The sequence below is a fragment of the Pseudomonas sp. 10S5 genome, from assembly GCF_035019745.1.
Lineage (GTDB): Bacteria > Pseudomonadota > Gammaproteobacteria > Pseudomonadales > Pseudomonadaceae > Aquipseudomonas.
This window is the reverse complement of the sequence record NZ_JASJVL010000009.1, coordinates 23202-49359: the sequence shown is the minus strand read 5'-3', so window position 1 is coordinate 49359 and position 26158 is coordinate 23202. Positions and strand designations below refer to the sequence as shown.

Here is a 26158-nt window from a genome sequence, read left to right as displayed (position 1 = left end):
GTTTTTCGTCGCTGCCGATTGATGAGGGGAAGGATTTACAGAGTGATGAAACGACCGATTGTGGTCGCTATGGATCAATTTGATAGATAGGAATTTGACCGTTATGAAGTGTGCAAAGAAAGCAGTATTGGCTGGTTTTTTGGGGTTGGTGGCGAGCGTTAGCAGTGTGGCGGCCAGTGCTAATACGGAAACGAAGATTTTCGTTAATAACCGGACGTCTGCGTCGGCAGTGTTTGGCCCTGGGCAATTTTCCGGAAGTGTCACGCCGCCCCCCGGCCAAATTGATGGAGGCAGGAGCACAAATTTCACATTGACCAGCTTCGGCTATCAGGCATCGGGCATACGCTTCACCTACACCGCCGGGACTAAGAAATGCCGATTCACGGCGTCCCATTTAGCAATGCCATCAATGCGCGGACATATTCCGACCTGGAAAAAAGCCGGCGAATCCATCGGCTCATCGCGCGCGACGTGTACTGCCTCGATCTCACTTCCGACACTGGGCATTCCGTTTAACTACACCGTGAACTTCACCATTCAATAACACACCTGCAGGGCACTTGCCTGCAGGTGCCCTGCCTTAAAAAGCAGGGAGCTATCTCATGACGATTTCCGCCAACGCGACTGCCGCAACGTCTTACCCTCCGCAGTTTCTTGTCCGTTTTGACCAAACGGGAAATACACGAGAAACATCAACGGCACTGGCGCATGACGCCCAGAGTGAAACCACGTCGTCAGTAACCATTTCCAAAGAAGCGCAGGGGTTATACCAAGAAGAACAATCCGTAAAAACAACGCCCCGGTCAAAAGCCGAACTTCAAGCTATCTGGCACCGCACTCAGGGAGCTTCGAGCTGGAAAATTGGTTTTATGGAGCAAGTAAACAGTCAAGGCAAAGCATCGCCGCTGATGATGCAAAAGCCGTTGGACACATCCCCCGCCAGGTTGGCTCAAGCGGAACAAGCCGCCTCATTTATGCTTTTCTCACATACCACTGGCAGTGAAACCGGCAACCCGTACGAATCTCTTTCGAGAGACGAATTATGCGACATCCTTTATGACGAGACCGGCAACCATACCCCCGCCGAACGTTACCTGGCGTCACGCACCCAGCAGCTAAAAGACTTCGAATACATGACCAGGAACACCAACCGCGACGGTACTCCTTATCGCGCGCTAATCGCTTTCTGCGATGCGCAATCAGACGTCGAGCGCTCGATGTACCCCGAAGGTCATAGGGAGCAGCTACTCAGGTTCTTGAAAGAAGCAGAAGACAATGGGTATCCCAATACCGAAGAAGCAACCTGGGACCCGTGGATGAGCAAATATTTCCGCAAGTCTGATGCTAACTCGCTCGTTGCGCAGTGCACGCTCATTGAACCCCTGCCAGCCAAAACCACTGAGTCCGCCCCTGCTGCGGCATGAATGCAGTTGAGCGTATTCACGGGCGAGCGTTATCCAGCAGGGAGCTTTTTCATGTCGATGCCAGTTAGTTCAAATATTCCAACATTCATCATTCCAACCACCGTTACTCGGGGGGATCAGCCAAGTTACGAATCAGCCACGCAAACATCCTCAGGGCAAAATTCCAGCAGTGATAACACTGCGTCAGTAACCCTTTCACCTGAAGCCCACGGGTTGTACCGCCACGAACAATCAGCAGTAAACACACCGCGATCGAAGTCCGAACTTCAAGCTATCTGGCATCGCACCCACGGAGCGTCGAGCTGGAAAGTCGGGTTTATCAATCAAGTAAACAGTCAAGGACAAACATCACCGCTGCTGATGCAAAAACCGTTGGACACCTCCCACGATAGGCTGGCACAAGCGGAGCAAGTCGCTTCTTTTCTTTTTATTTCACATACCACCCGTACCGAAATCGGCAACCCTTATGACTCACTTTCGAGAGAGGAATTATGCGACATCCTCTACGATGAAACCGGCAACCATACCCCTGCCGAACGCTACTTGGCGTCACGCACGCAGCAGAGAAAAGACTTCGAATACATGACCAGAAACAGCAACCGCGACGGTATTCCTTATAAAGCGATCATCGCTTTCTGCGATGCGCAATCTGACGTTGAACGCTCGATGTACCCCGACGGTGATAGAGAGCAGTTACTCAGGTTCTTGAAAGAAGCAGAAGACAATGGGTATCCCAATACCGAAGAAGCAACTTGGGATCCTTGGATGACGAAATACTTCGGCAATGCCACCCCTAACTCGCCAATCGCGGAGCGAACGCTCATTCAGCCGCTCCCACCCAAAACCATTGAGTCCGCCCTTTCAAGTGTGGAAAAGTTGGCATGATGTCGCCCGTATGAAATAAACCCCGCGAACGTGCCTTAGCATTACTTGACCAATAGCCCGTGTGCGTACAGGTTTCGCCAGCATCCAGTGGTGCCGGCGGCTGCTCATCGAACCGAGCGTGCCAAGCGATAGAAGCCGCTTCTCCGAAGGTTTCGCCCAAAATTGAATAAGGATGAAGACACCCTGTAGCTCGCACACGAATCGGTTTGACGGCTTTATTAATTTCGACATAAGCAGCTGGCGTTTCTCCATCCGATCCGCCCAAGCTCGGTAATTGCCCCGCACGAATAATCAGACCGTCATCGTATGACTGGAAAACAATGTCGCTGCGACCACTCAGCCGACGTCTTAACGCGTCGTTCCCACCCAGCTGACTGACAAATCGACTTCCCAGCACCGTGTACCAACTCACGCCCTTGATATGGTCCAGCAGTCTTAAACTTTCTATGTGGGGCGAAGGATCAACTATTAAGCCGATGTACTGTTTTGCCAATAAGAACTCCTGCGAAAAATATTGCTGACCGTCATAGGGAAGCGTACAGGCTAAGCCACCGTAGCCATGCTCAGCACGCACTTGATTGCACAAATACTTGAGCCATTCTTGGTAACGTCGAGCGCCATCGGGCTCAAGCAGGATTGACCATGGCAATACCATCTTCAAACACGAGCGGTCTATTGAAGATTGGCTGCGAGGGGTATTCATTACAAATAGTCGATATTGAGCTACCTGCTGCAAGGTGGCACTGCCGATAGACCACACAAATTGATCATCTGGCGAACTTTCAAGTATTTTGTTACGGCAGTACGCAAAGCTACTGGCAGTCAGCTTGCGCTGTTTTTTGTAGAGCTGGCAGCTTAAATAACACCTGAATTCTTTACGAAATCTGCTAAAACAGTCAGTTACACGTGACTTGATTTCCGCCGTGTCCCCGCGCTTGAAGTACAGCGTGGCAATCAACCCAAGCCGAACGATCGGTAGACCCTGAATTGAGTTTAACGCGAAATTTTCTGCCTGATCAGCCAGCCTATTCAAAGCCTTCACGTCATCCAAGGTCTTTTCCGACATACCCGGTCCCCACAATCATTTATTTTCTGACTGCGGAGACTGAACGGTCTTTAAAAAGGGGGCAATACACCGAAATTAGTTTGGGAAATCAGCTACATCGATAAAGAATCGTCCTACTCGCAGGGCACAAATTTACGCAGACTTTCGAAGCATTCATTGGTCCCGCCTCAACAACCTTGCGAGGGGCGGCCTTCGATATCCGTAGGGCAAAGTTAGAAAAACATCAAGAACCAAACCAAAGCATTAACAACAGCGACGGACCGACGCCTCAAAAACGAGACGTTAGTACTTTGCAAATCAACTATTAAAATGAGGAGTACAACGCTATAAGTACAGGCGAGGTGCTATCCAATTATATTCATTCCGATAGCGCCCTAACCCATATGGTCAGCCGCGCAGGGCAGGACTCAGCCGCAGCAAGTCCAAGCCGGTGTCGACCAGCACCTCGGCATCTTTACTCAGGTTATAGCTGTCCGGGATTAGTAACCACTGACCAAGAATGCCATCAACATAGGCATGCAGACAGATCGATGCACGGACCGTATTCAATGCAGCTGGCATTTGGCCCTTACGCACGGCGTTAGTTAAAGCGAGGCCCATACGGTCGTTACATTCAAGCGCGGCAATTTGCCGCTGACGACGCAAATCACACATTTCATCGGTAAATTCACATTTATGAAACAAAATTTCATTGATGCGACGAGTTTTCGGATCAAGCGCAACTTGCTGAAACAAATTTATCAGAAGCTTGCGCATGCAGCCCAGCGGGTCTACTTCATCTTCACTTTCGCTGGCGCGGGCCATTTCTTCGAGGGGCTCATGCAAGCTGTCAAGCATTGCTTGAACCAGATCGGCTTTGTTACTGAAGTGCCAGTAGATAGCGCCTCGCGTCACACCTGCAAGGGCTGCTACATCGGCCAACGTGGTGCGGGCTACGCCTCGCTCATAAAAGGCTTTCTCGGCAGCTTCCAGAATTTGGCTCCGCGTTTCCTGAGCTTCTTCTTTCGTGCGTCGGACCATGGCAGTAAAACCTCAATTAATTTATCTTTGGCCTATAGCTCTGAGCGAAAGACCTTACCGGGCAGCCTTTGTATTGCCTTGTCCCGGGCCTACAATTTCCAGCTCGCCCTATCAGACAACTCAGGACGGGTATTTACAAACAACCATGAACGTAAGTATATTCATTAGCAACCTAATTATCTAGCCGAAACCTTTTTTCACTTTCTCGAGCTACTTACGCTCCTGACCCGAGGATCTTCATGCATTTCAAGCCAGCTGTTTCCGTTCTGGTGGCTGCAATCGCGTTGGCATCACTGCTGAGCGGATGTAATCAAAAGCAAGAGGCGGCGCCTGCCCCACCCCCTCCTCAGGTCGGCGTAGTTACCGTGAAAACTCAGACTTACACCCAGACAACCGATCTTCCGGGGCGAACGACTGCGTTTCGCATCGCCGAAGTTCGTCCCCAAGTCAATGGCATCATTCTCAAGCGATTGTTCACTGAAGGCGGCGACGTCAAAGCAGGTGATCAGCTCTACCAGATCGATCCAGCTATCTACGAAGCTACAGCTACCAGCGCCAAGGCGACTTTACAGTCGGCCAAGTCGTTGTCTGATCGCTACAAGCAGTTGGTCAACGAGCAAGCTGTAAGCCGTCAAGAATTCGACACGGCGCGGGCCAGCAGCCTTGAAGCCCAGGCAGCCTTGCAAACCGCCGAAATTAACCTGCGCTACACCAAGGTACTTGCACCTATTTCGGGTCGCATTGGTCGCTCTGCCGTGACTGAAGGTGCGTTGGTTAACAATGCCCAGACCAATGCCATGGCGGTGATTCAACAACTTGACCCGATCTACGTCGATGTTACCCAGTCGTCCGCAGACCTGCTGGCACTGCGTCGTCAACTGGATAGCGGCAAATTGCAGAAAGCCGGTGATAACGCTGCCAAGGTCAAATTGACTCTGGAAGACAACAGCGCCTACCCACTTGAAGGCAAACTGGAATTCTCAGAAGTATCGGTCGACCAGACCACTGGTTCCGTAACCCTGCGCGCCAAGTTCCCTAACCCCAAACACACATTGCTGCCGGGTATGTTCGTCCATGCACAATTGCAGGCGGGCATAAACTCGGCAGCCATTCTGGTACCACAACAGGGCATAACCCGTGATTTAAAAGGCTCCCCAACAGCGCTGATCGTTAACGCGGACAACAAAGTTGAACTGCGTCAGCTCACGGCCTCGACGACTGCGGGCAGCCAGTGGTTGATTGACAGTGGCCTTAAAGTGGGTGATCGAGTAATTACCGAAGGCCTTCAGTACGTCAAGCCTGGCGTGGAAGTCAAAGCAACTGAGGCAACTAACGTCGCCCCTGCTAACCCGGCACCTGCACCGGCCACTGATAAAGCCGCGAGCAGTAAAGGGGAGTAATCATGTCGAAATTTTTTATCGACCGACCAATTTTCGCATGGGTGATCGCCCTGATGATCATGTTGATCGGGGCATTGGCCATTGCCAAACTGCCGATCAACCAATACCCAGCCATTGCACCACCCGCGATCGCGATTTCGGTAACTTACCCAGGCGCCTCTGCGCAAACCGTGCAAGACACCGTGGTTCAGGTAATCGAACAGCAGCTCAACGGTATTGATAATCTACGTTATGTCGGCTCAGAGAGTAACTCTGACGGCAGCATGACCATCACCGCGACATTCAACCAGGGCACCAACCCGGACATCGCTCAAGTTCAGGTGCAGAACAAGTTGAACCTGGCGACGCCCTTGCTTCCACAAGAAGTGCAGCAACAGGGTATTCGTGTAACCAAGGCCGTGAGAAACTTTCTGCTTGTTATAGGCTTGGTCTCTGACGACGGCAGTATGACCAGGGACGACCTGGCCAATTACATTGTTTCCAATATGCAGGACCCTATTTCGCGGACCTCCGGGGTCGGTGACTTCCAGGTTTTCGGTGCCCAGTACGCGATGCGTATCTGGCTTGACCCGGCTAAACTAAACAACTTCAAACTTACGCCGGTGGATGTATCAGCGGCAGTTGCGGCGCAGAACGTGCAGATTTCGTCGGGGCAAATCGGCGGCCTTCCAGCACTCCCCGGTCAGCAACTAAACGCTACGATCATCGGCAAAACCCGTCTGCAAACCGCTGAGCAGTTCAAGAACATCCTGCTCAAAGTCAACCTCGATGGTTCCCAGGTTCGGTTGAGCGATGTTGCCGATGTCGCCCTTGGCGGAGAAAACTACAGCGTCAGCGCGCAATTCAACGGAAAACCTGCTTCTGGTCTGGCCATCAAACTGGCAACGGGTGCCAACGCACTGGATACTTCTAAAGCGATCCGGGCAACGGTTGCTCAGCTCGAACCGTTCTTCCCGCCAGGCATGCGCGCGGTTTATCCGTATGACACCACGCCAGTGATCACCGAATCGATTAACGGGGTTGTTCACACCTTGATTGAGGCGATCGTCCTGGTGTTCCTGGTGATGTTCCTGTTCCTGCAGAACTTGCGCGCCACGCTCATTACCACCATGACCATCCCGGTCGTGCTGCTGGGAACATTCGGTATCCTTGCAGCCGCCGGTTTCACCATCAACACCCTGACGATGTTCGGCGTGGTGTTGGCCATCGGCTTGCTGGTGGACGATGCGATTGTGGTGGTCGAAAACGTTGAGCGCGTAATGGCCGAGGAGCATCTCTCGCCCAGGGACGCCACCGTAAAATCCATGGGCCAAATCCAGGGTGCATTGGTGGGTATCGCGATGGTGTTGTCGGCGGTTCTGCTGCCGATGGCATTCTTTGGCGGCTCTACCGGTGTGATCTATCGGCAGTTCTCGATCACCATTGTGTCCGCCATGGCGCTCTCGGTAATGGTCGCACTGATCTTCACCCCGGCACTGTGCGCAACCATGCTTAAGCCGATCGACCCAGAGAAACACGGTAAGCCTAAACGCGGCTTCTTCGGTTGGTTCAATCGCACCTTCGACCGCGGCGTGCTCAGTTACGAGCGCGGTGTCGGCAATATGATCAAGCACAAGATTCCGGCGTTTTTGGTCTATGCGCTAATTTTCGCTGGCATGATCTGGATGTTCACCCGCATCCCGAGCGCATTCCTCCCTGAAGAAGACCAAGGGGTCATTTTCGCCCAAGTTCAGACCCCGGCAGGCTCGACGGCAGAACGTACTCAGGTCGTTCTCGACAAAATGCGCTCCTACTTGCTCGACTCCGAATCGTCATCGGTGCAATCGGTGTTCACCGTCAACGGCTTCAACTTTGCCGGCCGCGGTCAAAGCTCCGGCTTGGCATTTATCCTGTTGAAGCCTTGGAATGAGCGTCCAGGGTCCGCAAACACTGTGTTCGAACTGGCCAAGCGTGCTCAGGCACACTTCTTCAGCTTCCGGGACTCGATGACCTTCGCCGTCGTTCCTCCATCGGTTCTTGAACTGGGGAACGCGACCGGCTTCGACTTCTATCTCCAGGACCAGGGCGGCGTGGGCCATACCAAATTAATGGAAGCACGCGGACAGTTCCTCGGTCTGGCGGCCAAGAGCAAAATCCTGGCAGGTGTCCGGCCCAACGGTTTGAACGATGAGCCGCAATACCAATTGGTGATTGACGACGAACGCGCTAACGCCTTGGGCGTGACGATGACGAACATAAACACTACGTTGTCGGTTGCACTCGGTGGCAGCTACATCAATGACTTCATCGACCGCGGCCGAGTCAAGAAAGTGTTCATTATGGGCGAGGCCAGCGCGCGGATGACGCCTGAAGATTTGAAGAAGTGGTACGTACGCAGCGCGACCGGCACCATGGTTCCTTTTGCCTCCTTCGCCTCGGGAAGCTGGGTTTACGGCTCACCCAAACTGTCGCGCTATAACGGTGTAACGGCTGAAGAAATACTCGGTACTCCGGCACCGGGTTACAGCACCGGCCAAGCCATGGATGAGGTTGAACGTCTGGCCAAGCAACTTCCGGCAGGTATCGGCTATTCCTGGACCGGTCTGTCGTATGAAGAACGCTTGTCTGGTTCCCAGGCGCCGGCGCTGTACGCACTTTCGCTGTTGATTGTGTTTCTGTGTCTAGCGGCCCTGTATGAAAGCTGGTCGATTCCGATCGCCGTCATGCTCGTGGTGCCATTGGGGGTTATCGGTGCGTTGATGGCCACCAGCTTGCGAGGGTTGTCCAACGACGTGTTCTTCCAGGTGGGCTTGTTGGTAACGGTAGGTCTATCGGCGAAAAACGCCATTTTGATCGTCGAGTTCGCAAAGGAATTGCATGAACAAGGTAAGAGCTATACCGAGGCCGCGATCGAAGCCTGCCGGATGCGTCTACGACCGATTGTGATGACCTCTGCAGCGTTCATCCTCGGCGTGGTCCCGTTGGCGATCTCCACAGGCGCAGGCTCCGGCAGTCAGCACTCGATCGGTACAGGGGTTATCGGAGGGATGATCACGGCGACTGTTCTGGCGATTTTTTGGGTGCCCCTGTTCTTCGTTTCGGTATCGTCGCTGTTCAAGAGCAAACCGAAAAAAATTCCACACGATGAGGCGAGCCAATGAGCAAGTCCTTGATCTCGCTGGCAGTCACTGCGTTCATTCTTAGCGGCTGCTCGTTGATTCCTAATTACATGCAGCCTGCAGTACCTGTCGCGGCGCAATACCCGCAGGGTGCTGCCTATTCGCCAAATGAATCAGCAAATGTCGCAGCGGCCGAACAAGGCTGGCGGCAGTTCTTTAAGGATCAGGCTCTGCAACAACTGATCCAGACTGCACTGGTCAATAACCGTGATCTGCGTGTCGCGGCGCTGAACATAGACGGTTATCGCGCGCAATATCGCATTCAGCGCGCAGACCTATATCCGGCGATTTCGGCCGACGGAAGCGCCTCTCGTACGCGAACTCCTGCAGATTTATCAAGGACCGGAACAGCTGCTGTAGGCGGTCAGTATTCAGCAACGTTGGGCCTCAGCGCTTACGAACTGGATCTGTTTGGTCGCATTCGCAGCCTTAGTCAGCAAGCACTTGAGACGTATTTTTCCAGTGAGGAAGCCCGCCGTAGCACGCAGATCAGCTTGGTGGCCAACGTAGCCAACGCCTACCTGACCTGGGTTGCTGACCAGGAACAACTCAAGCTGACTCAAGACACACTTAAGGCGTTCGAGCAGAGCTATAAGCTTACCTTGCGCACTAGCGAAGTCGGAGTATCGTCGGCGCTCGACTTGGCGCAATCGCGCACTTCAGTCGAAGGCGCTCGTGTCAAGCTTGCGCAATATCAACGTCTGGTTGCGCAAGATGTGAACAGCCTGACGCTGCTATTGGGTACCGGGTTGCCCGCCAATCTGCCAGCGAACCAACCCCTCGCTAGCGATATTCTTGCGCAAATGCCAGCAGGCTTACCGTCGGACTTGTTGCAGCGTCGCCCCGACATCCTTGAGGCGGAACATCAGCTCAAAGCGGCCAACGCTAATATCGGCGCGGCAAGAGCAGCGTTCTTCCCAAGCATCAGCCTGACGGCCAGCGCCGGTACTGGCAGCGCGGACTTGTCGGGTCTGTTCAAGGGTGGGTCGGGTACTTGGTTGTTCCAGCCGCAAATCAGCCTGCCTATATTCAACGCAGGCAGTCTACGTGCAAGCTTGGACTACTCGAAGATTCAAAAAGACATTGGCGTCGCCAACTACGAGAAAACGATTCAGACAGCGTTCCAAGAAGTCTCTGACGGCTTGGCATCACGCCAAACCTACAACGAGCAACTTCAAGCACAACGCGATCTGGTCACCGCTAACCGGGACTACTACCGTTTGGCTGAACGTCGTTATCGCATCGGTATCGACAGCAACCTGACGTTCCTTGATGCCCAGCGCCAGTTGTTTTCTGCGCAGCAATCGTTGATCAGTGACCGTCTCTCGCAGCTGACCAGCGAAGTTAATCTGTACAAAGCCTTAGGTGGCGGTTGGTACGAACAAACCGCTAACCAAAACAAACCCACTACAGGCGACGTTCCAGAAACCAGACTCTTCTAGTTTCGACTGCGCATAAAAAACCCACCGTTTGGTGGGTTTTTTTTCATCCTGAACCCGTTATGCCGATTCGGTAACCGGCGGGCGCGGAATTACCGAATGGGGCATTGAGTCAGGAACCCTCAGCGCTGTTGCCGCAAAAACCGCGGTACTAATTGCACCCGGATCAATCTTGAAACTCAACCTAACAAAAACTCCCGTACATGACTGGTGAACACATCCCCCGCTTCGATGTTGGAAAGATGCGCTGCGTGAACTTCTTCGAGCAAAGAGTACGGAATGTGCTCGTTGAGAAATCGCCCGCCTGCAGGTGGCGTTACCGGGTCCAGGATGCCTGAGATCACCAATGTCGGCGCGCTGATCGAACCTAACTGATCACTGAAATCCGCGTCACGCACAGCAGCGCAGCAAGCGACATAACCTTCCGGCGAGGAGGCAGCGAGCATGTCGGTGATGGGCGTTACCTTTTCCGGGTAGGCATCCTCAAATCCCGGGGTAAACCAGCGTGCGACGGACTCGTCACGCAAGGCGGCCATGGCCGATCCGCCATCACGCTGTATGGTTGCAATGCGCGATTCCCACATCTGCGGGCCGCCAATTTTCGCGGCGGTATTGCACAGCACAAGTTTGCGCAAGCGTTCGTTGGCATGAATCCCCAGCCACTGCCCGATCAGCCCGCCCATGGATATGCCGCAAAAATGCGCTTGGGGGATCGACAGTCCGTCGAGCAACGTCAACACATCAATAGCTAATTGCCTGATGCTGTAGGGCCCGGGGGTGACCAGCGAGCGTCCGTGCCCACGGGTGTCGTAGCGCAGCACCCGAAAGTACTTGATGAAGGTTGGCATCTGGGTGTCCCACATCTGCAGATTTGTGCCCAAGGAATTGGATAACACCAGTACCGGTGCGCCTTCTGGACCTTCGAGTTGGTAATGCAAATCACCGTCGGCGAGTTGTAAAAATCCCATAGCGGCCTCCCTCGGACACTTCGTTAGAACCCAGTGTCTTAATGACGCGCGCCCGGACGAGCGCGCGCAGATAGATCAATGGTCGTGATGCAGATACACCGGCTGTTTAGGCAGTCGCAAGCTGAACAGAAATGCGACCGCCATCATGACCGTCACGTACCAATAAAAGTTGCTCTCCATGCCCTGATTTTTCAGTGAAAGCGCGACAAATTCCGCTGAGCCGCCGAAAATAGCATTAGCGACTGCATAAGCAAGCCCAACACCTAACGCACGAATTTTTGGCGGAAACATCTCCGCTTTCACCAGGCCACTGATCGAGGTATAGAAGCTGACAATCGCCAGCGCAAAGGTAATCAGCAAGAAGGCTATGAATGGATTGGTGGTGGTTTTCAGGGTCATCAGGATCGGTACAGTGCATAGGGTGCCGAGCGCACCGAACCATAACATCGAATTACGACGGCCGATTTTGTCCGCTAACATGCCGAACAATGGTTGCATGCACATATAGAGGAACAACACACAGGTCATGATGTAGCTGGCGGTTTTCGGGGTCATGCCGCCCGTGTTCACCAGGTATTTCTGCATGTACGTGGTAAAGGTGTAGAAAATCAGCGAGCCACCGGCCGTGTAGCCCAGTACGGTAATGAATGCTGCTTTATGATCGCGAAACAAGGCCGAGATACTGCCGGCATCTTTATCATTACGCATTTCTGCGCTGCTGGTTTCTTTAAGCGAGCGGCGCAAGAACAATGAAATCAATGCAGCAATGGCACCAATCACAAACGGAATTCGCCAGCCGTAAGCCTTCAGCTCACTAGAGTCGAGGAACTGTTGCAGGATCACCACCGTCAACACCGCCAACAATTGGCCGCCAATCAGAGTTACATACTGGAATGATCCGAAAAAGCCACGCTGCCCTCTAAGGGCAATTTCGCTCATGTAGGTCGCCGTAGTGCCGTACTCACCGCCGACGGACAAGCCTTGAAACAGCCGAGCCACCAACAACAGCGCGGGTGCCCAAGCGCCAATCGAGGCATAGGTTGGCAGGCAGGCAATGACCAACGAACCACCACACATCATCAGTACTGAAATCATCATCGAGTTTTTGCGGCCATGCTTGTCGGCCACTCGACCAAACAACCAGCCACCAATCGGACGCATCAAGAAGCCCGCAGCAAACACACCTGCTGTGTTGAGCAGTTGAACAGTCGGATCGTCAGAAGGGAAAAACGCAGGCGCAAAATAGATCGCGCAAAAGGCATACACGTAGAAATCGAACCACTCAACCAGGTTGCCCGAAGAGGCACCGACGATGGCGAAGATCCGCTTTTTGCGTTCTTCCGGGGTGTAATGTGCAGGCTCGGGTATAGCTGTAGTTGTTATTGTCATTAGTAGCTCACTCTGAGGGGTCACGGCCCCATTCTAGACATATTCTGTTACCGACCCACGCCCCAAAACACATTCATCCAGAACTAGTTGCTCCTTAATTGAAGCAGGCCAGATTTTGGATGTTCGCCGAGGCAGTAGTCAGACGCGCTCGATGGCTAGCGCCAGCCCTTGGCCGACCCCCACACACATCGTTGCAAGGGCTTTATGGCCGCCGGTTTTTTCCAGCTGATGTAGCGCTGTCAGCACTAGGCGCGCGCCGCTCATGCCCAGTGGATGACCCAACGCAATAGCTCCGCCGTTTGGATTAACGTGCGGTGCGTCGTCGGCAATGCCCAATTCACGTAACACCGCCAGCCCTTGGCTGGCGAACGCCTCGTTGAGTTCTATGACATCGAAATCGGTAACTGACAGCCCTAGACGCTCGACCAATTTGCGAACAGCGGGCACCGGGCCAATGCCCATAACCCGAGGGGCGACTGCCGCGCTGGCCATGCCCAAGACACGGGCACGTGCGGTTAATCCGTGTTTTTTTACTGCGTCGGCAGAGGCCAGAATCATTGCTGCCGCGCCATCGTTAACGCCAGATGCATTACCCGCCGTAACGGTTTTGTCAGCGCCATTGATGGGGTTGAGTTTGCCCAACCTTTCAAGGCTGGTATCGGCACGAGGATGCTCATCCTGCGACACAACCGTTTCACCTTTTTTATGGACGATACGCACCGGCACTATTTCTTCGTCGAAAAACCCCGCCGCCTGAGCGATAGCTGCTTTTTGCTGGCTGCGTAACGCGAAGGCGTCTTGATCGGCGCGGGAGATTGCGAAATCCTCGGCCACGTTATCGCCGGTCTGTGGCATTGAGTCGACACCGTATCGAGCCTTCATTAGCGGATTGATAAAGCGCCAGCCAATCGTGGTGTCTTCCAATTTCATGTCACGAGAGAACGCCGCATCCGCTTTGCCCATGACGAAGGGCGCCCTGGACATCGACTCGACACCGCCCGCAATCGCAAGCTCCATCTCACCGCTGGCGATGGCTCGGAACGCACTGCCAACAGCGTCCATCCCAGACGCGCAAAGTCGGTTAAGCGTGACGCCAGGAACACTCTCCGGCAAGCCCGCCAGCAAAGCAGCCATTCGCGCCACGTTGCGGTTATCTTCGCCGGCTTGGTTAGCACAACCGAAAAACACTTCATCAACCTGTCGCCAGTCCACAGATGGGTTGCGCTCCATCAGCGCCTTGATCGGTACAGCGGCTAAATTGTCAGCACGCACCGTTGCAAGGCCCCCGCCGAATCGGCCGATGGGCGTACGAATCGCATCACAAATATAAACGTCACGCATTATGCTTCTCCCGGCGTCTGGCCATGAGCGGCAGCGGTTCGCGCCTCCAGATCACGCAGGGCGGTTAATTCGACGTTGGAAGGAACATCAGAAATTACGACGCTCTGGGCAAAGCGCACGTCCCAACCGGTGGCTGCAATCACCTGCTCCCGGGTGACGCCTGGGTGCAGCGTGGTGACCACGAATTCATGGGTAACAAGTTCGGGCTCCATGATGCACAGGTCAGTAATGATGCCGACGGGGCCGGCGCCCGGCAGCCCCAGTTTTTTGCGCGAATCACCACCTTCGCCGTGACCGACAGAGGTGATGAAGTCGAGCTTGTTAACGAACGCTCGTGCCGACTGTTTGAGAATGATCAACACCGATTTCGCCGAACCGGCAATCTCCGGTGCCCCGCCCGCTCCCGGCAAGCGTACTTTCGGATGGTAATAGTCGCCGACCACCGTGGTGTTGATGTTGCCGAAGCGGTCGACTTGAGCCGCGCCTAGAAAACCGACGTCGACTCGGCCGCCTTGCAGCCAATAACGAAAAATCTCGCTTGTGGAGACGACGGTATCAGCGGTTTCCGCCAATTCCCCGTCACCGATCGACAACGGCAGAACGCTGGGCTTGGCGCCAATCGGGCCGGACTCATAAATCAGTACAACGTCTGGCGCAGAAGTAAGCCGGGCCAGGTTTGCCGCCTTGGACGGCAGACCAATACCCACGAAGCATACTGAACCATTTCTCAATCGACGGGCCGCAGCGACAGTCATCATTTCATTGGTCGTGTAAGTCATGACTTTGTCCCTGGTGCACCGGCCAACCGGGCTTTGAATTCATCGAAGTCAGCGGTGCCATGAATGTAATCAGCGATCCACGCACTAAAGCTTTCACGGTCTCGAGCAATGGCGTCCCACGCTTGGTAGAAACGATTATCCCGCTCGTAGTAACCATGCGCGTAGGACGGATGCGCACCTCCCGGTACCAGACACACCGCGCTCAAGGCCCAAGTGGGTAATACGCAAGCGTTCATTGGCGCATTCAGGTTGTCGACGATCTCTTCGACGGTGACGATGCAGCGCTTGGCCGCCAACGCCGCTTCTTTTTGCACGCCGAGAATGCCCCACAGCAGCACGTTTCCTTTGCGGTCGGCCTTCTGCGCGTGAATCACAGTGACGTCAGGACGCACCGCCGGAACTGCCGCCAATACCTCACCGGTAAAGGGGCAGGTCACGGTTTTGATATAACGATTCACCTTCGGCAAATCCGATCCAGCATAAGCTCGGAGCACTGCAAACGGCAGACCGGAGGCGCCCGCAACATAGGCGTTAGCAAGGTCGGCGTGGCTGTGCTCCTCAATCTCAAGCTCATGTGGCCATTGTTTCTCGACCGCGTCTCGTAGTCGATGCAGAGAACCGACACCTGGATTACCGCCCCACGAGAAGATCAGTTTTTTCGCACAACCGGCGCCGATCAACTGGTCGTATATCAGGTCGGGTGTCATGCGAACCAACGTTAGAGCTTTCTTGCCCTGACGAATAATTTCATGACCGGCCGCGCTGGGAATCAGATGAGTGAATCCTTCCAGCGCTACAATGTCGCCATCGTTGATGAATTGCTTCACGGCATCGTGCAAAGACAGAATTTCTGCCATGGAAGTACTCCTTAACTCAACATCACACCACTTACATAGCGCAAAACAACGGCGCTGGATTTCGCATCAGGTTATGCTGACGCAAGGGTGCTAACAATCCGATAATCGACTAAGTGTTCGCTGATCGCCCAGCTTGTGGGGAGAGATCGACGTTGAAACATGCGGTCAAGTAAACAGCTGAGTACTCAGGTCTCGGCTCGCATCAAGCATAATTGGCAAAAAACGCTGTTCCAGATCGCGACGCACTACTCGTCCAGCGCTGGTGCTGACGTTAAGCGCAGCCAATACCTGCCCCGAAGCGTCATACACCGGGACTGCTATCGAACGCAGCCCCTGCTCCAATTCCTGATCAACGATGCACCAACCTTGTTGGCGAACCTGCTGCAGACATTCCAACAGCGCTTCAGGAGTGGACACTGTACGACTGGTTTTGGGTTGTAAATCGACATGATCGAGATACTCCTGCAACGACGCGTCGTCCATCGCAGCTAGCAAAATCCGGCCCATAGACGTGCAATAAGCCGGCAAACGCCCGCCTACCGATAAATCCACCGAGATCAATCGTTGGGTCGTCGCCGAGCGAGCGATATAAAGAATGTCGTCGCCTTCGAGGGTGGCCATGTTGCAGGCTTCGTGGAGCTGATCACTCATGCAATCCAGATAAGGTTGCGCCGAAATAGCCAGCGGTGTGGACGATAAATAGGCATGCCCCAGGGTCAACACTTTAGGCAGCAACGAATAGACACGACCATCGCAGGTTGCATACCCGAGCTTAATCAAGGTGTGCAGGCAACGGCGCACAGCGGCGCGAGGAATTTCCGTGCGGTGGCTGATTTGGGCGATAGTCAATTGGCGCTTTCGCTCTTGAAAGGCATGAACCACCGCCAGTCCTCGGGCCAAAGACGTCATAAAGTCAGGATCGCCCGTGAGCGCCTGAATTCGTTTGGCAGGAGATGCAACGATGGGCGGTGCCAGCGAAGCAAAAGAATTTCGTAATTGGTCATTCATGCTAAACACCGCTTTTATGGCCGTTGGAGGCAGGTTTGATAGCCTTTGGGGCCTTTTTTTGCGTCTACTCTTTTACCGTTGTGCGATTATCGAACCAACGGCCGATAATCGCAATTGACCCGCTCACAATATCCTTATACCTTTCACGGGCCACCAAAGTGACTTCTTGGAAATACTGGTCAGGTACCCACGAGAAGTCCCTAGGCACGGCCTCGCCCACGAAGCGAGGCCGTTTTACTTTTTGCGTCATATCCCATCACACCCCGTTCGATGTTCGGTTTCTTTATGGCCCTTTGTGGTGAGCGAAGTCATAAATCATCAACGCCTGACGGCCACCATCTGAACAAAAGTCGACGTTCAATTATAAAGTTCCATCGATACTGCAAATAGAGGAGCCGGGAACTGCCATACAAAGAAATGCCGCACAAATAAATGACGTCTCGTACCCAACGTGCACATAGAGTTGACGTCGCCCCTTATCTTGGAGATAGTATCCGTCATTCGACTGGCTATTATGCCCTGCAGCGATTGTGCATTTTCCGCGCTAAGCGTGAATCCATCTGAACCCTGCCCATGTTTGCGCAAGATTCGGTTCGCAAGCAGATGTCGAATTTTGTTAGCCAACGCGCTTGCAACTCGTAACTGTCGCTACGACAGCTGTTCTTTCTGGTGCCCGTAGCCGCGTGCAGCTACAGAAAGTGCTTACACAATTACCGGGCAAGGACTACGCCGTTTAATAGCCCTGTGGACCGGATATATCTTGTGTAACAACTTTCCAAGCTCTGCGTTTTCACCAGAATAAATTCTACTTTATTAGGTAAAACTGTGACGAAAGACGAACTGCGCGCGGAACTTGAGCGCCAGGAACAACGTTACAAGGATGTATACGGCGGGGCAGTCACCACCTACGCCGCACAACCAGAGCCGGAACGTAAGCCTTGGCGCAAAAGAGCCAGCCTTCTCGATCAAGCTTTCCAGCAAGAACTGCATAAAATGGAAAAAGACCTTAAAGAAGAACCCTAGCTATTTAGACCCAAGTCAGTCTTGGTGGGTTACGGTGCTGCCCTATTATGTCGGCGCAGTGCCCGGCTTATTGTCCAGTGCATGTAAAAACGTTCAGCTATCTTTCCGATAGCCTGTCAGGCGGTAGCTGTACTTATCGATTTTATTTAAGAATGTAAGCGATGAGCATCAGGTGCATCGATTTTTAGGGTTTTCTGGCATAATCGCGCCCCCTTACGGCACAGTCATAAAACCTTCATGATCGATTTTTTCAGCGGACTGGACGCTTGGGTAGTTGTGAGCTTGCTGCTCGCTCTGGCCTTCGTTCTCACCTTCGAGTTCATTAACGGCTTTCATGACACTGCTAACGCAGTCGCGACAGTCATTTATACCAAAGCCATGGCGCCGCACCTGGCGGTTTTCCTGTCCGGCGCGTTCAACTTTCTTGGTGTATTGCTGGGCGGTGTTGGCGTGGCGTATGCCATTGTCCACTTACTGCCTGTCGAATTACTGATCAACGTAAATGCCGGGCACGGTCTGGCCATGGTGTTCTCATTGCTCGCAGCGGCCATCACCTGGAACCTCGGTACTTGGTATTTTGGAATACCGGCCTCCAGCTCACACACCTTGATCGGTTCAATTCTCGGTGTAGGCCTAGCAAATGCGATCATCAATAACATTCCGCTAGCTGACGGTATTAACTGGCAAAAAGTAATCGATATTGGTTCCTCGCTGGTCTTCTCGCCAGTGGCTGGCTTCTTCGTTTCAGCCTTATTGCTGGTAAGTTTGAAGTGGTGGCGTCCGCTGTCGAAGATGCACAAAACGCCCGATCAACGTCGCAAACTTGACGACAAAAAGCATCCTCCGTTCTGGAATCGCCTTGTATTGGTAGTTTCCGCCATGGCCGTCAGTTTTGTGCATGGTTCCAATGACGGACAGAAAGGGATTGGTCTGATCATGCTCGTATTGATCGGTATCGTACCGGCTCAATTCGTGCTCGACCTAAGCAGCACGACCTACCAGATAGAACGCACCCGCGATGCCACGTTGCATCTGAGCCAGTTCTATCAGCGTAACAACGCGACGTTAGGTGAATTTCTAGCACTGGGCAAATCGAAGGACGGCGATCTGCCGGTTAGCTCCAGCTGCAACCCAGAGCAAAGTGAGCCGACAATTAACGCGTTGTTGGACACCCTTAAAGGTGTCACTGACTACCACGCCCTCTCGGCTGAGAACCGCATTGAAGTTCGTCGTTATCTGCTGTGCATGGATGACACCGCCAGAAAAGTTAGCAAGATGCCGGAACTGCCGGCGCGTGAAAAAGCAGATCTGGAGAAGCTTCGCAAAGACCTGACCGTTACGACTGAATACGCGCCGTTTTGGGTGATTCTTGCGGTCGCTCTGGCGCTAGGCCTCGGCACGATGATCGGCTGGAAACGTGTGGTGCTGACTATCGGCGAGAAAATAGGCAAACAGGGGATGACCTATGCTCAAGGCATGTCCGCGCAAATCACTACAACCCTAGCCATCGGCCTGGCAAACATTTGGGCGCTTCCGGTTTCGACCACTCATATTCTGTCGTCGGGCGTCGCCGGAACTATGGTCGCTAACAAAAGCGGCCTGCAAGGCGGCACCGTAAGGAACATTCTATTGGCATGGGTTCTGACTCTTCCAGCAACTGTCGCCCTTTCCGCAGGTTTGTTCTGGCTTGCGTCTAAAGCGTTGACCTGACTCACTTCCATTGGATCTCTGCCCCCGCGACCCGGGGGCAGATGACCCTAAAAGCATCGCCTTCAGCTTAGTTCTTTCCACCCCCCGCAAAAAATCTGCGCCAGCTCTCCCGGCCAGCAATCTACTCCCCTAATCCTTATGGCGGATTAAAAGCCTCAAGACCGGGCCTCAGGATCTTTCTTTATGAACCGAACATCTATTCCTGACAGTGGTCAACCTAATGGACGACGACAAAACGGAGGGATAATCACCGTGCATATCGCTGACATGACTATGTTCTACGCCCCTGCCAGCGGTGGCGTGCGCACTTATCTAGATGCTAAACATCGGCGCTTGGGACGCTATCCGGGAGTTCGTCATAGCCTCCTTATTCCAGGTCCCAGCCTAAGCCATAAAGACGGGATTTATAAAGTGCCCGCGCCCGCAGTACCGTTCGGCAATGGATACCGATTTCCGCTTCGCCTAGCACCATGGCGAAACGTCCTGCAAGATTTACAACCAGATCTGATTGAAGTTGGAGACCCCTATCTAACGGCATGGGCTGCACTTGACGCACGCCGCCAATTAGATGTGCCTGTCATCGGCTTTTACCATTCCGATTTGCCACTGCTCGTCAGCAACCGCATTGGCAGTTGGATCGGGACCAATGTCGAAGCGTACGTTAGTAAGCTGTACAGCAACTTTGATCGGGTACTTGCCCCTAGCAGAGTTATGGCCAATAAATTAATAAATTTGGGCGTACAAAATGTCCACGTTCAACCATTGGGCGTGGATCTCTTGACCTTCTCGCCAACATTGCGTGATCCCAGCCTGAAGGTTGAATTGGGACTTTCCGAGGACACGCGCCTATTGATCTTTGCGGGCAGAGGCTCACGTGAAAAAAATGTGCCTGTACTACTGGATTGCATGAGGCAACTGGGGAGCAAGTATCATTTGCTACTGGTCGGCTCACACATGCCAGCGGTGGTTCCACAGAACGTATCGGTGATTGATCATTTCCGTCCAGCCAGTGAAGTCGCTCGCCTTCTGGCCAGTTCCGACGCGCTGTTGCACGCTGGGGATCAGGAAACCTTTGGATTGGTTATCCTTGAAGCGATGGCAAGCGGTATTCCGGTGGTGGCGGTGGCTGCCGGCGCGTTCACTGAAATTGTTCCCGAAACGTGCGGCATACTCTGTCAACCTAACCACGCTGCTGCGATGGCTAGCGCTGTACAAGAGTTGTTTAGCCACGACAGCGCACAAATAGGCGCTAAAGCGCGCAGCTACGTTGAACAGCAATATGCCTGGGACACAGTGGTCTCGGGACTGCTCCAACATTATCAAGCGGTGCTCGGCACTCGATCACCGGCACTTGTCCATGTCTGACACCCATCCCGCAGTGCTTGTGGTGTTGCACGACGTGGCACCCGAGACTTGGTCCGACTATCAACCGTTCGTTGAAGCCATCGATGCTCTGGGTAGCATACCTATGACGTGGCTAGTGGTTCCGGACTTCCACAAGCGCAACCCTCTGGGTATTGACCTTCATTTTCAGCGGGTGTTGGAAAGTCGCGTGGCTCGTGGCGACGAACTGGCGCTGCACGGTTACTACCACTGTGACGATAGTCCACCCCCAAAGACGCCGCGTGAGTATTTCATGCGCCGTATTCTTACATGGGAAGGCGAGTTTTATGCGCTTGATCACGATCACGCTCTCGCTCGATTAAAAGCCGGCGTTGAGCTTTTTGAGCGTCTTGGTTGGCCACTTCACGGATTCGTTGCACCGGCTTGGTTAATGAGTGACGGGACACGGGAAGCCTTGCGTGCAATGCATTTTTCCTACACCAGCGACTCACAAAATCTTTTTCAACTGCCTGACTTTTCCGAGATTGCAGCGCCAGGGATGGTCTGGAGCGCTCGCAGCGCGTGGCGGCGAGGTGTATCGAAACTGGTTAGTGATCGGCTAGAAATTATGTTCCAGAAGGCTCAAGTGATCCGGCTTGGACTGCACCCAGTCGACATGCGCCACCCCTTTTCCCGGAATTACTGGCTAAAACTGCTGCAACGGTTGATTGACGGGGGCCGCACGCCAATGACTAAAGCTGACTGGATAGCCACGCACCACAATGCCCCAAGGTCCATAGCGTGAAACGCGCCGTCTTGCTGCTCGCCGCATTGCTTGCGGCTATCTTAGTACCGCTGGTGCTGGGAGGCAGTGAAACTATCCAGCGTCTGAGGGATTTTCCACTGGGTTTGTTACTTGCCATGTTCGGCATGATTTTGCTGTGCTGGGTGCTAAACGCGCTGCGCTTGCGTCTTCTTCTAGGCAATCAGGCTAGAGAAATAACCCCAATGAAAAGCATAGGCGTCGTCATGTCTACCGAATTTGCGATTTGCGCTACCCCAGGAGGTAGCGGTGGACCGCTGACCTTGATGGCACTCCTTTCGCGAAACGGCATAGGTTCTGCGAAAAGCAGTGCAGTATTTGCCACCGATCAACTCAGCGATTTGCTGTTTTTTCTGTGCGCGCTGGTGGGCATGCTTTTTTATGCGTTGTTTCATACGCTAAGCCAGAAGCTGGAATGGATGCTCGGCCTCAGTGCCGCACTGATGCTGGTCGGGCTTTGCGCGTGTATTGGCTTGGCCCATTATTATCGCCACATCATCAAGTTCAACGGTCTTTTACTCAAGCGCCTAAGCACCAAATCGCTGACCCGACGTCGCTGGGCGCGAAAGCTGCTGCATTTTCGTGACGCGTTGGCCGAGACCCTGAAAATGCCAAAAAAAAGACTGGCGCTGGTATTCCTCCTGACTTGCCTGCATTGGGGATTACGCTACAGCGTACTGTATCTGGCGTTGCGCGGACTGGGGACAGATGTTCAATGGGCCTGGAGCTTTCTGATCCAAATGCTCTCACTGAGTGCCGGGCAGTTGAGCTTACTGCCAGGCGGTGCGGGCGCAGCTGAATTAACCTCCGCCGCACTTCTAACTCCAATGGTCGGTAATTCCACTGCGGCTGCGGCGATCGTCGTCTGGCGCATCGTGACTTATTACTTTTATCTCATCGCTGGTGGCCCAGTATTTTTTCTGCTCATCAGCCGGCCACTGATCAATAAATTGCTGCGTGTTAGAGATGCTTGACGACTATTCACTTTCCGGTTTTTCGGGCAAGCGTGCGTCCTGCAACTGCTGCCACAACTGCGCTGCGCCCTCAAATTCAGTGCCGTCATTCGGCCCTAGCCCCTCGGGATCGTAACGACTTAGACAGCCTTCGCCTAACGTCGGTGGAGCGCTTGAAGTGGCCTTGTCGAAAGGGTCGGTCACATGAAATTCTGTAGAAGCCGATGGCTGCGATGCCAACCTTATAGCAGCCTTCGGCAGCTCCTGCGAAGACGGGATAATCACGCCTTAATCAAACACCACAGTTTTGTTGTTGTGCACCAGCACGCGGTCCTCCAAGTGAGCACGAAGACCGCGAGCCAAGACCATTTTTTCAACGTCGCGGCCGAAACGGACCATGTTTTCGATGCTATCGCGGTGACTCACGCGCACCACGTCCTGTTCGATAATTGGGCCGGCATCAAGCTCTTCTGTAACGTAATGGCAGGTCGCTCCGATCAGTTTTACTCCGCGCAATGAAGCTTGATGATAGGGTTTAGCGCCCACGAACGACGGCAAGAAGCTGTGGTGGATATTGATTACTTTGTGCGCGAAGTCTTGGCACAGTTGCGGCGGTAAAATCTGCATATACCGCGCTAGCACCACCACGTCCGCTTGATGATGCTTGACCAAACGCGATACTTCGGCGAATGCCGACTCCTTATTAGCAGCGCTTACTGGCACATGATAGTAAGGAATCTTATGCCACTCGACCATGCTGCGCAGATCTTCATGATTGGAAATCACGCAGGCGATTTCACAATCCAGTTCGTCCGTGTGCCAACGATGTAAAAGATCTGCCAGGCAATGGGATTCACGGCTGGCCATCAGTACTACGCGCTTTTTCTGAGCAGAGTCAGTGATGCGCCAGTACATGGAAAACTCTTCAGCAATCGGCCCAAATGCTTCGCGAAAAGCCTCAAGTTCAAGAGGCAATGTATCCGCCCGAATCTCGTGACGCATAAAGAACCAGCCACTGAGATTATCTGAGTGATGGCTAGCCTCGATTATCCAGCCGTTGTAGGAGGCCAGAAAGTTACTGACTTTAGCAACGATGCCGACGCGATCAGGGCAAGCAATCACCAGGCGAAAAGTGCGCATGAGGGGGAAACTCCAGAACTTCGCAAAGGCGACCATTCTAGCGATTACGAGGAAAAACTACAGTCTTCCTCTTGGCTTGTATGACGCAGCCCAACAATTATCTTCTGCGTAGGTAACGATTGCTGACATTCTCCGATGGGCCACGCTGATAGCGACAGCAACACAACACGATAGAAAATGGCAATAACCGCCTGTTCTTTAGGGGCTGGGGGAGAATTATTTAGTGTTATCGCACCCATTGCATAAGCTCAATTCTTAAATAAATGCACTAAAACTTTTCTTTAATGTTTACTTGATCAAAGTGTCTGACTATTATTGCATCACTGTCTCCCTGTCACGCCACAACATTAGGTAACCCTCATGTCCTTGATCATCGAATACCGCGCCACAGAAGAAGCCATCAAAGAATTGCAAGCCCGTTTGAAGAATCTGTCCCAAGACGACAAACTGCAAACTGAACTGGAATTCGAAGGCAAACTGCGTACCTTGATGGGCGAATATCAAAAATCGCTGCGTGACATCAGTGCATTGCTAGATCCAGAAGCAAAAAGCGGCAAGCTTCAACGTGGCGGCGCTGTTAAGCCTACCGGCACCAAGCGCGCCCGTAAGGTTAAGCAGTACAAAAACCCGCATAACGGCGAAGTCATTGAAACAAAAGGCGGCAACCACAAAACTCTGAAAGAGTGGAAAGCCAAATGGGGCGGCGATGTTGTTGAAGGCTGGGCCACACTTCTGGGCTAAGCAATAACGTCACTAGTATTGACGCGTCGCAAGAAACGCCAGCTCTCTGGCGTTTTTTTATTACCCGCATTTGTAACAAAACACCTCAAACTCGCACCAGCAAGCGGTCAGAGATTGAACCGAATCCTAAGTTGCTGAGCATAGTCCTGCCATTTGCCTAAAATTCTAAGCTGCTCCTCTGAAGCACTAACGGAGGCGGCGATCAGAGCATCGGTGAAACCTTGTAACGTATTTGGCGCGCCACTTTTAGGATCTGACAAACGTTGCCGACAAAAGGCGTGCCAGCGATCTTGCTCCTTGGCAGTCAAGGTGCCTGCAAAGTTTCTCGCGCGGTATCTAAATAATAATTCAGGAAGACGCTCATCATCGAAAGGCCATTCATCACGGGCAAGATGTTCCGGTTGCGCAATACGCACTTGCTCACAAAGCCGACGATCACGATCACCTAAAAACCCATCATATAACTGCTGCTCTGGATCTTCACTTGGCGTGAAGTCTTCTCGGCCATAAACCACCTTCAGCTTATCCTGCCAAAGTTCACGACCCTCGATTAAGCGCTGCATACGCTGGTGATAGTTCGTCATGTCCAATTGCAGACGCTGTTGATCTTCTGCTCGCAGCACGCTGAGCGGCGCAATTACCGGACAGCGATTTATATGCAGTATTTTGAGCGGTACCGGCAACTCTCCCTCTAGTAAATCGTCACGGCGGGTATATAAGCGCTCGCGCAATGTATCGGCGTCATGCTCTAGCAGCGGCGTAGGGTCCAAATGCAAATCACAAACAATGAGCGCGTTACGATTTTTCGGGTGCCATGCCAAGGGCAGTACAACCCCTAAATAGTGACGCGCCGCAGAAAAACGCCCGGAGATATGTACCAAGGGCTGCATCAGCCGGACCTGATCCTGTATCCGCTGCTTACTGCGCAGCTCAAATAGATAATCGTACAGTTTTGGCTGTTTTTCGCGGACCAGACGCGCCAACGCAATGGTAGCGCGCACATCGGAGAGTGCGTCGTGCGCTTGACCATGATCAATGCCGTTTGCTGCGGTCAGTCGTTCCAACTTCAGCGTAATGCGCCCATCTTCTTCGGGCCAGACAATTCCTTCAGGGCGCAACGCATAGGCAGTTCGCATCACATCGATCAAATCCCAGCGGCTATTTCCACCTTGCCATTCTCGGGCGTAAGGATCGAAAAAGTTGCGGTATAAGCTGTAGCGGGTAACTTCATCGTCAAAACGCAGCGTGTTGTAACCGGCACCGCATGTACCTGGCACAGCCAACTGAGCGTGGACCCGGGTCATGAAATCGGCCTCAGTCAGCCCTTTTTCCGCTAGCTTGTCCGGGCTGATGCCCGTAATCATGCAAGCAGCAGGGTGCGGCAAAATATCCTCGCTGGGCTGGCAATACAGATTAATAGGCGCCGCAATCTCATTGAGTTCAGCGTCAGTGCGGATACCGGCAACCTGCAACGCGCGATCATTGCGGGGGTTGATACCGGTGGTTTCATAGTCGTACCAAAAGATGCTGGAGGTCACAGTCTATTCCTGAGCAAAAGACCGACAAAGTGTAGGCCGAGCAAGGCGTAAAAGGTTAATCGTCAAATTCAGATACATAACCTATGACCGGAACGAGTGCTTATTCCGGAATTGCTTCGCTCGAATTAAAGAGTCTGGTTGCTTCACCGGCCCGCGCTGGCTAGCATCGGGCT

23 protein-coding genes are annotated in these 26158 nt (G+C 53.2%); 12 read left to right on the top strand and 11 right to left on the bottom strand.

Translation table 11 applies throughout. From position 1 onward, the window contains the following. Positions 1–103: 103 nt before the first annotated feature. Genes QN378_RS11645 through QN378_RS11635 form a run of 3 tightly spaced genes read left to right on the top strand, consistent with a single transcriptional unit; the run spans position 104 to position 2309 of the window. A complete protein-coding gene (locus QN378_RS11645) occupies positions 104–544 on the top strand; it encodes a hypothetical protein (RefSeq protein ID WP_322205263.1) in 441 nt (146 codons plus the stop codon). A gap of 58 nt (positions 545–602) precedes the next feature. Further along, complete coding sequence (locus tag QN378_RS11640; RefSeq protein WP_322205264.1) at positions 603–1424, top strand: hypothetical protein; 822 nt, start codon at positions 603–605, stop codon at positions 1422–1424. A 51-nt stretch (positions 1425–1475) separates the two neighbouring features. Then, entirely contained in the window at positions 1476–2309 is an 834-nt protein-coding gene (locus QN378_RS11635) for a hypothetical protein (protein WP_323551062.1), read from the top strand. On the opposite strand, the gene QN378_RS11630 is transcribed toward QN378_RS11635, so the two are convergent. Together QN378_RS11630 and QN378_RS11625 are read right to left on the bottom strand one after the other, a co-directional pair. Beyond that, positions 2245–3375: a DUF3396 domain-containing protein gene (locus QN378_RS11630; protein ID WP_322205266.1), complete on the bottom strand. Its 1131-nt coding sequence runs from the start codon at positions 3373–3375 to the stop codon at positions 2245–2247. The two genes, QN378_RS11635 and QN378_RS11630, sit on opposite strands and share 65 nt — an antisense overlap. Positions 3376–3762: 387 nt before the next feature. After that, positions 3763–4395, bottom strand: a complete 633-nt coding sequence (locus tag QN378_RS11625) for a TetR family transcriptional regulator (RefSeq protein ID WP_322205267.1) — start codon at positions 4393–4395, stop codon at positions 3763–3765. Between the two features lie 239 nt (positions 4396–4634). On the opposite strand from QN378_RS11625, the gene QN378_RS11620 reads away from it, so the two are divergent. The 3 genes from QN378_RS11620 to adeC are packed head-to-tail and all read left to right on the top strand — an operon-like array spanning position 4635 to position 10395. Beyond that, positions 4635–5795, top strand: coding sequence for an efflux RND transporter periplasmic adaptor subunit (locus QN378_RS11620; protein ID WP_322205268.1), 1161 nt, complete (start codon positions 4635–4637; stop codon positions 5793–5795). Between the two features lie 2 nt (positions 5796–5797). After that, on the top strand, positions 5798–8935 hold the full coding sequence (locus tag QN378_RS11615; RefSeq protein ID WP_323567459.1) for an efflux RND transporter permease subunit: 3138 nt from the start codon (positions 5798–5800) through the stop codon (positions 8933–8935). Continuing rightward, entirely contained in the window at positions 8932–10395 is a 1464-nt protein-coding gene (adeC, locus tag QN378_RS11610; RefSeq protein ID WP_322205270.1) for an AdeC/AdeK/OprM family multidrug efflux complex outer membrane factor, read from the top strand. Before QN378_RS11615 ends, adeC begins: the two co-directional genes overlap by 4 nt. Positions 10396–10571: 176 nt before the next feature. Here the strand turns inward: adeC and pcaD are convergent, their stop codons facing one another. From pcaD to pcaR, 6 genes are all read right to left on the bottom strand, one after another. Next, positions 10572–11360 carry a 3-oxoadipate enol-lactonase gene (gene pcaD / locus QN378_RS11605; RefSeq protein ID WP_322205271.1) on the bottom strand — a complete coding sequence of 263 codons (789 nt, stop codon included), beginning with the start codon at positions 11358–11360 and terminating at the stop codon, positions 10572–10574. Positions 11361–11435: 75 nt separating this feature from the next. Beyond that, complete coding sequence (locus tag QN378_RS11600; RefSeq protein WP_322205273.1) at positions 11436–12749, bottom strand: MFS family transporter; 1314 nt, start codon at positions 12747–12749, stop codon at positions 11436–11438. A gap of 138 nt (positions 12750–12887) precedes the next feature. Beyond that, positions 12888–14090 carry a 3-oxoadipyl-CoA thiolase gene (pcaF, locus tag QN378_RS11595; RefSeq protein WP_322205274.1) on the bottom strand — a complete coding sequence of 401 codons (1203 nt, stop codon included), beginning with the start codon at positions 14088–14090 and terminating at the stop codon, positions 12888–12890. Continuing rightward, positions 14090–14869, bottom strand: coding sequence for a CoA-transferase subunit beta (locus tag QN378_RS11590; RefSeq protein ID WP_322205275.1), 780 nt, complete (start codon positions 14867–14869; stop codon positions 14090–14092). Before QN378_RS11590 ends, pcaF begins: the two co-directional genes overlap by 1 nt. Beyond that, complete coding sequence (locus QN378_RS11585) at positions 14866–15726, bottom strand: CoA transferase subunit A (protein WP_322205276.1); 861 nt, start codon at positions 15724–15726, stop codon at positions 14866–14868. The genes QN378_RS11590 and QN378_RS11585 overlap by 4 nt, the downstream gene beginning before the upstream one ends. Positions 15727–15891: 165 nt before the next feature. Further along, on the bottom strand, positions 15892–16734 hold the full coding sequence (gene pcaR, locus QN378_RS11580) for a pca regulon transcriptional regulator PcaR (RefSeq protein WP_322205277.1): 843 nt from the start codon (positions 16732–16734) through the stop codon (positions 15892–15894). An 825-nt stretch (positions 16735–17559) separates the two neighbouring features. Here pcaR and QN378_RS11575 point away from each other — a divergent pair. The 5 genes from QN378_RS11575 to QN378_RS11555 all read left to right on the top strand — a co-directional run bounded on the left by QN378_RS11575 (position 17560) and on the right by QN378_RS11555 (position 22587). Then, a complete protein-coding gene (locus QN378_RS11575; RefSeq protein WP_322205278.1) occupies positions 17560–17757 on the top strand; it encodes a hypothetical protein in 198 nt (65 codons plus the stop codon). 237 nt (positions 17758–17994) lie between these two features. Beyond that, positions 17995–19467 carry an inorganic phosphate transporter gene (locus QN378_RS11570; protein WP_322205279.1) on the top strand — a complete coding sequence of 491 codons (1473 nt, stop codon included), beginning with the start codon at positions 17995–17997 and terminating at the stop codon, positions 19465–19467. A 252-nt stretch (positions 19468–19719) separates the two neighbouring features. Then, positions 19720–20832 (top strand): glycosyltransferase family 1 protein, encoded by a 1113-nt coding sequence (locus QN378_RS11565; protein WP_323550784.1) that lies wholly within the window; start codon positions 19720–19722, stop codon positions 20830–20832. Further along, positions 20825–21595, top strand: a complete 771-nt coding sequence (locus QN378_RS11560) for a polysaccharide deacetylase family protein (protein WP_323550782.1) — start codon at positions 20825–20827, stop codon at positions 21593–21595. The genes QN378_RS11565 and QN378_RS11560 overlap by 8 nt, the downstream gene beginning before the upstream one ends. Continuing rightward, positions 21592–22587: a lysylphosphatidylglycerol synthase transmembrane domain-containing protein gene (locus QN378_RS11555; RefSeq protein ID WP_322205281.1), complete on the top strand. Its 996-nt coding sequence runs from the start codon at positions 21592–21594 to the stop codon at positions 22585–22587. The genes QN378_RS11560 and QN378_RS11555 overlap by 4 nt, the downstream gene beginning before the upstream one ends. 3 nt (positions 22588–22590) lie before the next feature. Here QN378_RS11555 and QN378_RS11550 read toward each other — a convergent pair whose 3' ends face one another. Both QN378_RS11550 and purU read right to left on the bottom strand, forming a co-directional pair. Then, positions 22591–22770 (bottom strand): hypothetical protein, encoded by a 180-nt coding sequence (locus tag QN378_RS11550; RefSeq protein WP_322205282.1) that lies wholly within the window; start codon positions 22768–22770, stop codon positions 22591–22593. An 84-nt stretch (positions 22771–22854) separates the two neighbouring features. Continuing rightward, entirely contained in the window at positions 22855–23706 is an 852-nt protein-coding gene (purU, locus tag QN378_RS11545) for a formyltetrahydrofolate deformylase (protein WP_322205283.1), read from the bottom strand. A gap of 360 nt (positions 23707–24066) precedes the next feature. Between purU and mvaT the strand changes: the two genes are divergently transcribed. After that, positions 24067–24447, top strand: a complete 381-nt coding sequence (mvaT, locus tag QN378_RS11540) for a histone-like nucleoid-structuring protein MvaT (RefSeq protein ID WP_322205285.1) — start codon at positions 24067–24069, stop codon at positions 24445–24447. 107 nt (positions 24448–24554) lie between these two features. Here the strand turns inward: mvaT and sbcB are convergent, their stop codons facing one another. Next, entirely contained in the window at positions 24555–25985 is a 1431-nt protein-coding gene (gene sbcB / locus QN378_RS11535; protein ID WP_322205286.1) for an exodeoxyribonuclease I, read from the bottom strand. Positions 25986–26158 lie beyond the last annotated feature (173 nt).

What these genes read in the sequence shown, in the direction of transcription:
- pcaD (WP_322205271.1), bottom strand. Translation starts at nt 11,360, where the DNA reads ATGGGATTTTTACAACTCGCCGACGGTGATTTGCATTACCAACTCGAA.
- mvaT (WP_322205285.1), top strand. Translation starts at nt 24,067, where the DNA reads ATGTCCTTGATCATCGAATACCGCGCCACAGAAGAAGCCATCAAAGAA.
- purU (WP_322205283.1), bottom strand. Translation starts at nt 23,706, where the DNA reads ATGCGCACTTTTCGCCTGGTGATTGCTTGCCCTGATCGCGTCGGCATC.
- QN378_RS11640 (WP_322205264.1), top strand. Translation starts at nt 603, where the DNA reads ATGACGATTTCCGCCAACGCGACTGCCGCAACGTCTTACCCTCCGCAG.
- adeC (WP_322205270.1), top strand. Translation starts at nt 8,932, where the DNA reads ATGAGCAAGTCCTTGATCTCGCTGGCAGTCACTGCGTTCATTCTTAGC.
- pcaF (WP_322205274.1), bottom strand. Translation starts at nt 14,090, where the DNA reads ATGCGTGACGTTTATATTTGTGATGCGATTCGTACGCCCATCGGCCGA.
- QN378_RS11560 (WP_323550782.1), top strand. Translation starts at nt 20,825, where the DNA reads ATGTCTGACACCCATCCCGCAGTGCTTGTGGTGTTGCACGACGTGGCA.
- QN378_RS11625 (WP_322205267.1), bottom strand. Translation starts at nt 4,395, where the DNA reads ATGGTCCGACGCACGAAAGAAGAAGCTCAGGAAACGCGGAGCCAAATT.
- QN378_RS11620 (WP_322205268.1), top strand. Translation starts at nt 4,635, where the DNA reads ATGCATTTCAAGCCAGCTGTTTCCGTTCTGGTGGCTGCAATCGCGTTG.
- QN378_RS11615 (WP_323567459.1), top strand. Translation starts at nt 5,798, where the DNA reads ATGTCGAAATTTTTTATCGACCGACCAATTTTCGCATGGGTGATCGCC.
- QN378_RS11645 (WP_322205263.1), top strand. Translation starts at nt 104, where the DNA reads ATGAAGTGTGCAAAGAAAGCAGTATTGGCTGGTTTTTTGGGGTTGGTG.
- QN378_RS11635 (WP_323551062.1), top strand. Translation starts at nt 1,476, where the DNA reads ATGTCGATGCCAGTTAGTTCAAATATTCCAACATTCATCATTCCAACC.
- pcaR (WP_322205277.1), bottom strand. Translation starts at nt 16,734, where the DNA reads ATGAATGACCAATTACGAAATTCTTTTGCTTCGCTGGCACCGCCCATC.
- QN378_RS11630 (WP_322205266.1), bottom strand. Translation starts at nt 3,375, where the DNA reads ATGTCGGAAAAGACCTTGGATGACGTGAAGGCTTTGAATAGGCTGGCT.
- QN378_RS11570 (WP_322205279.1), top strand. Translation starts at nt 17,995, where the DNA reads ATGATCGATTTTTTCAGCGGACTGGACGCTTGGGTAGTTGTGAGCTTG.
- QN378_RS11590 (WP_322205275.1), bottom strand. Translation starts at nt 14,869, where the DNA reads ATGACTTACACGACCAATGAAATGATGACTGTCGCTGCGGCCCGTCGA.
- QN378_RS11600 (WP_322205273.1), bottom strand. Translation starts at nt 12,749, where the DNA reads ATGACAATAACAACTACAGCTATACCCGAGCCTGCACATTACACCCCG.
- QN378_RS11585 (WP_322205276.1), bottom strand. Translation starts at nt 15,726, where the DNA reads ATGGCAGAAATTCTGTCTTTGCACGATGCCGTGAAGCAATTCATCAAC.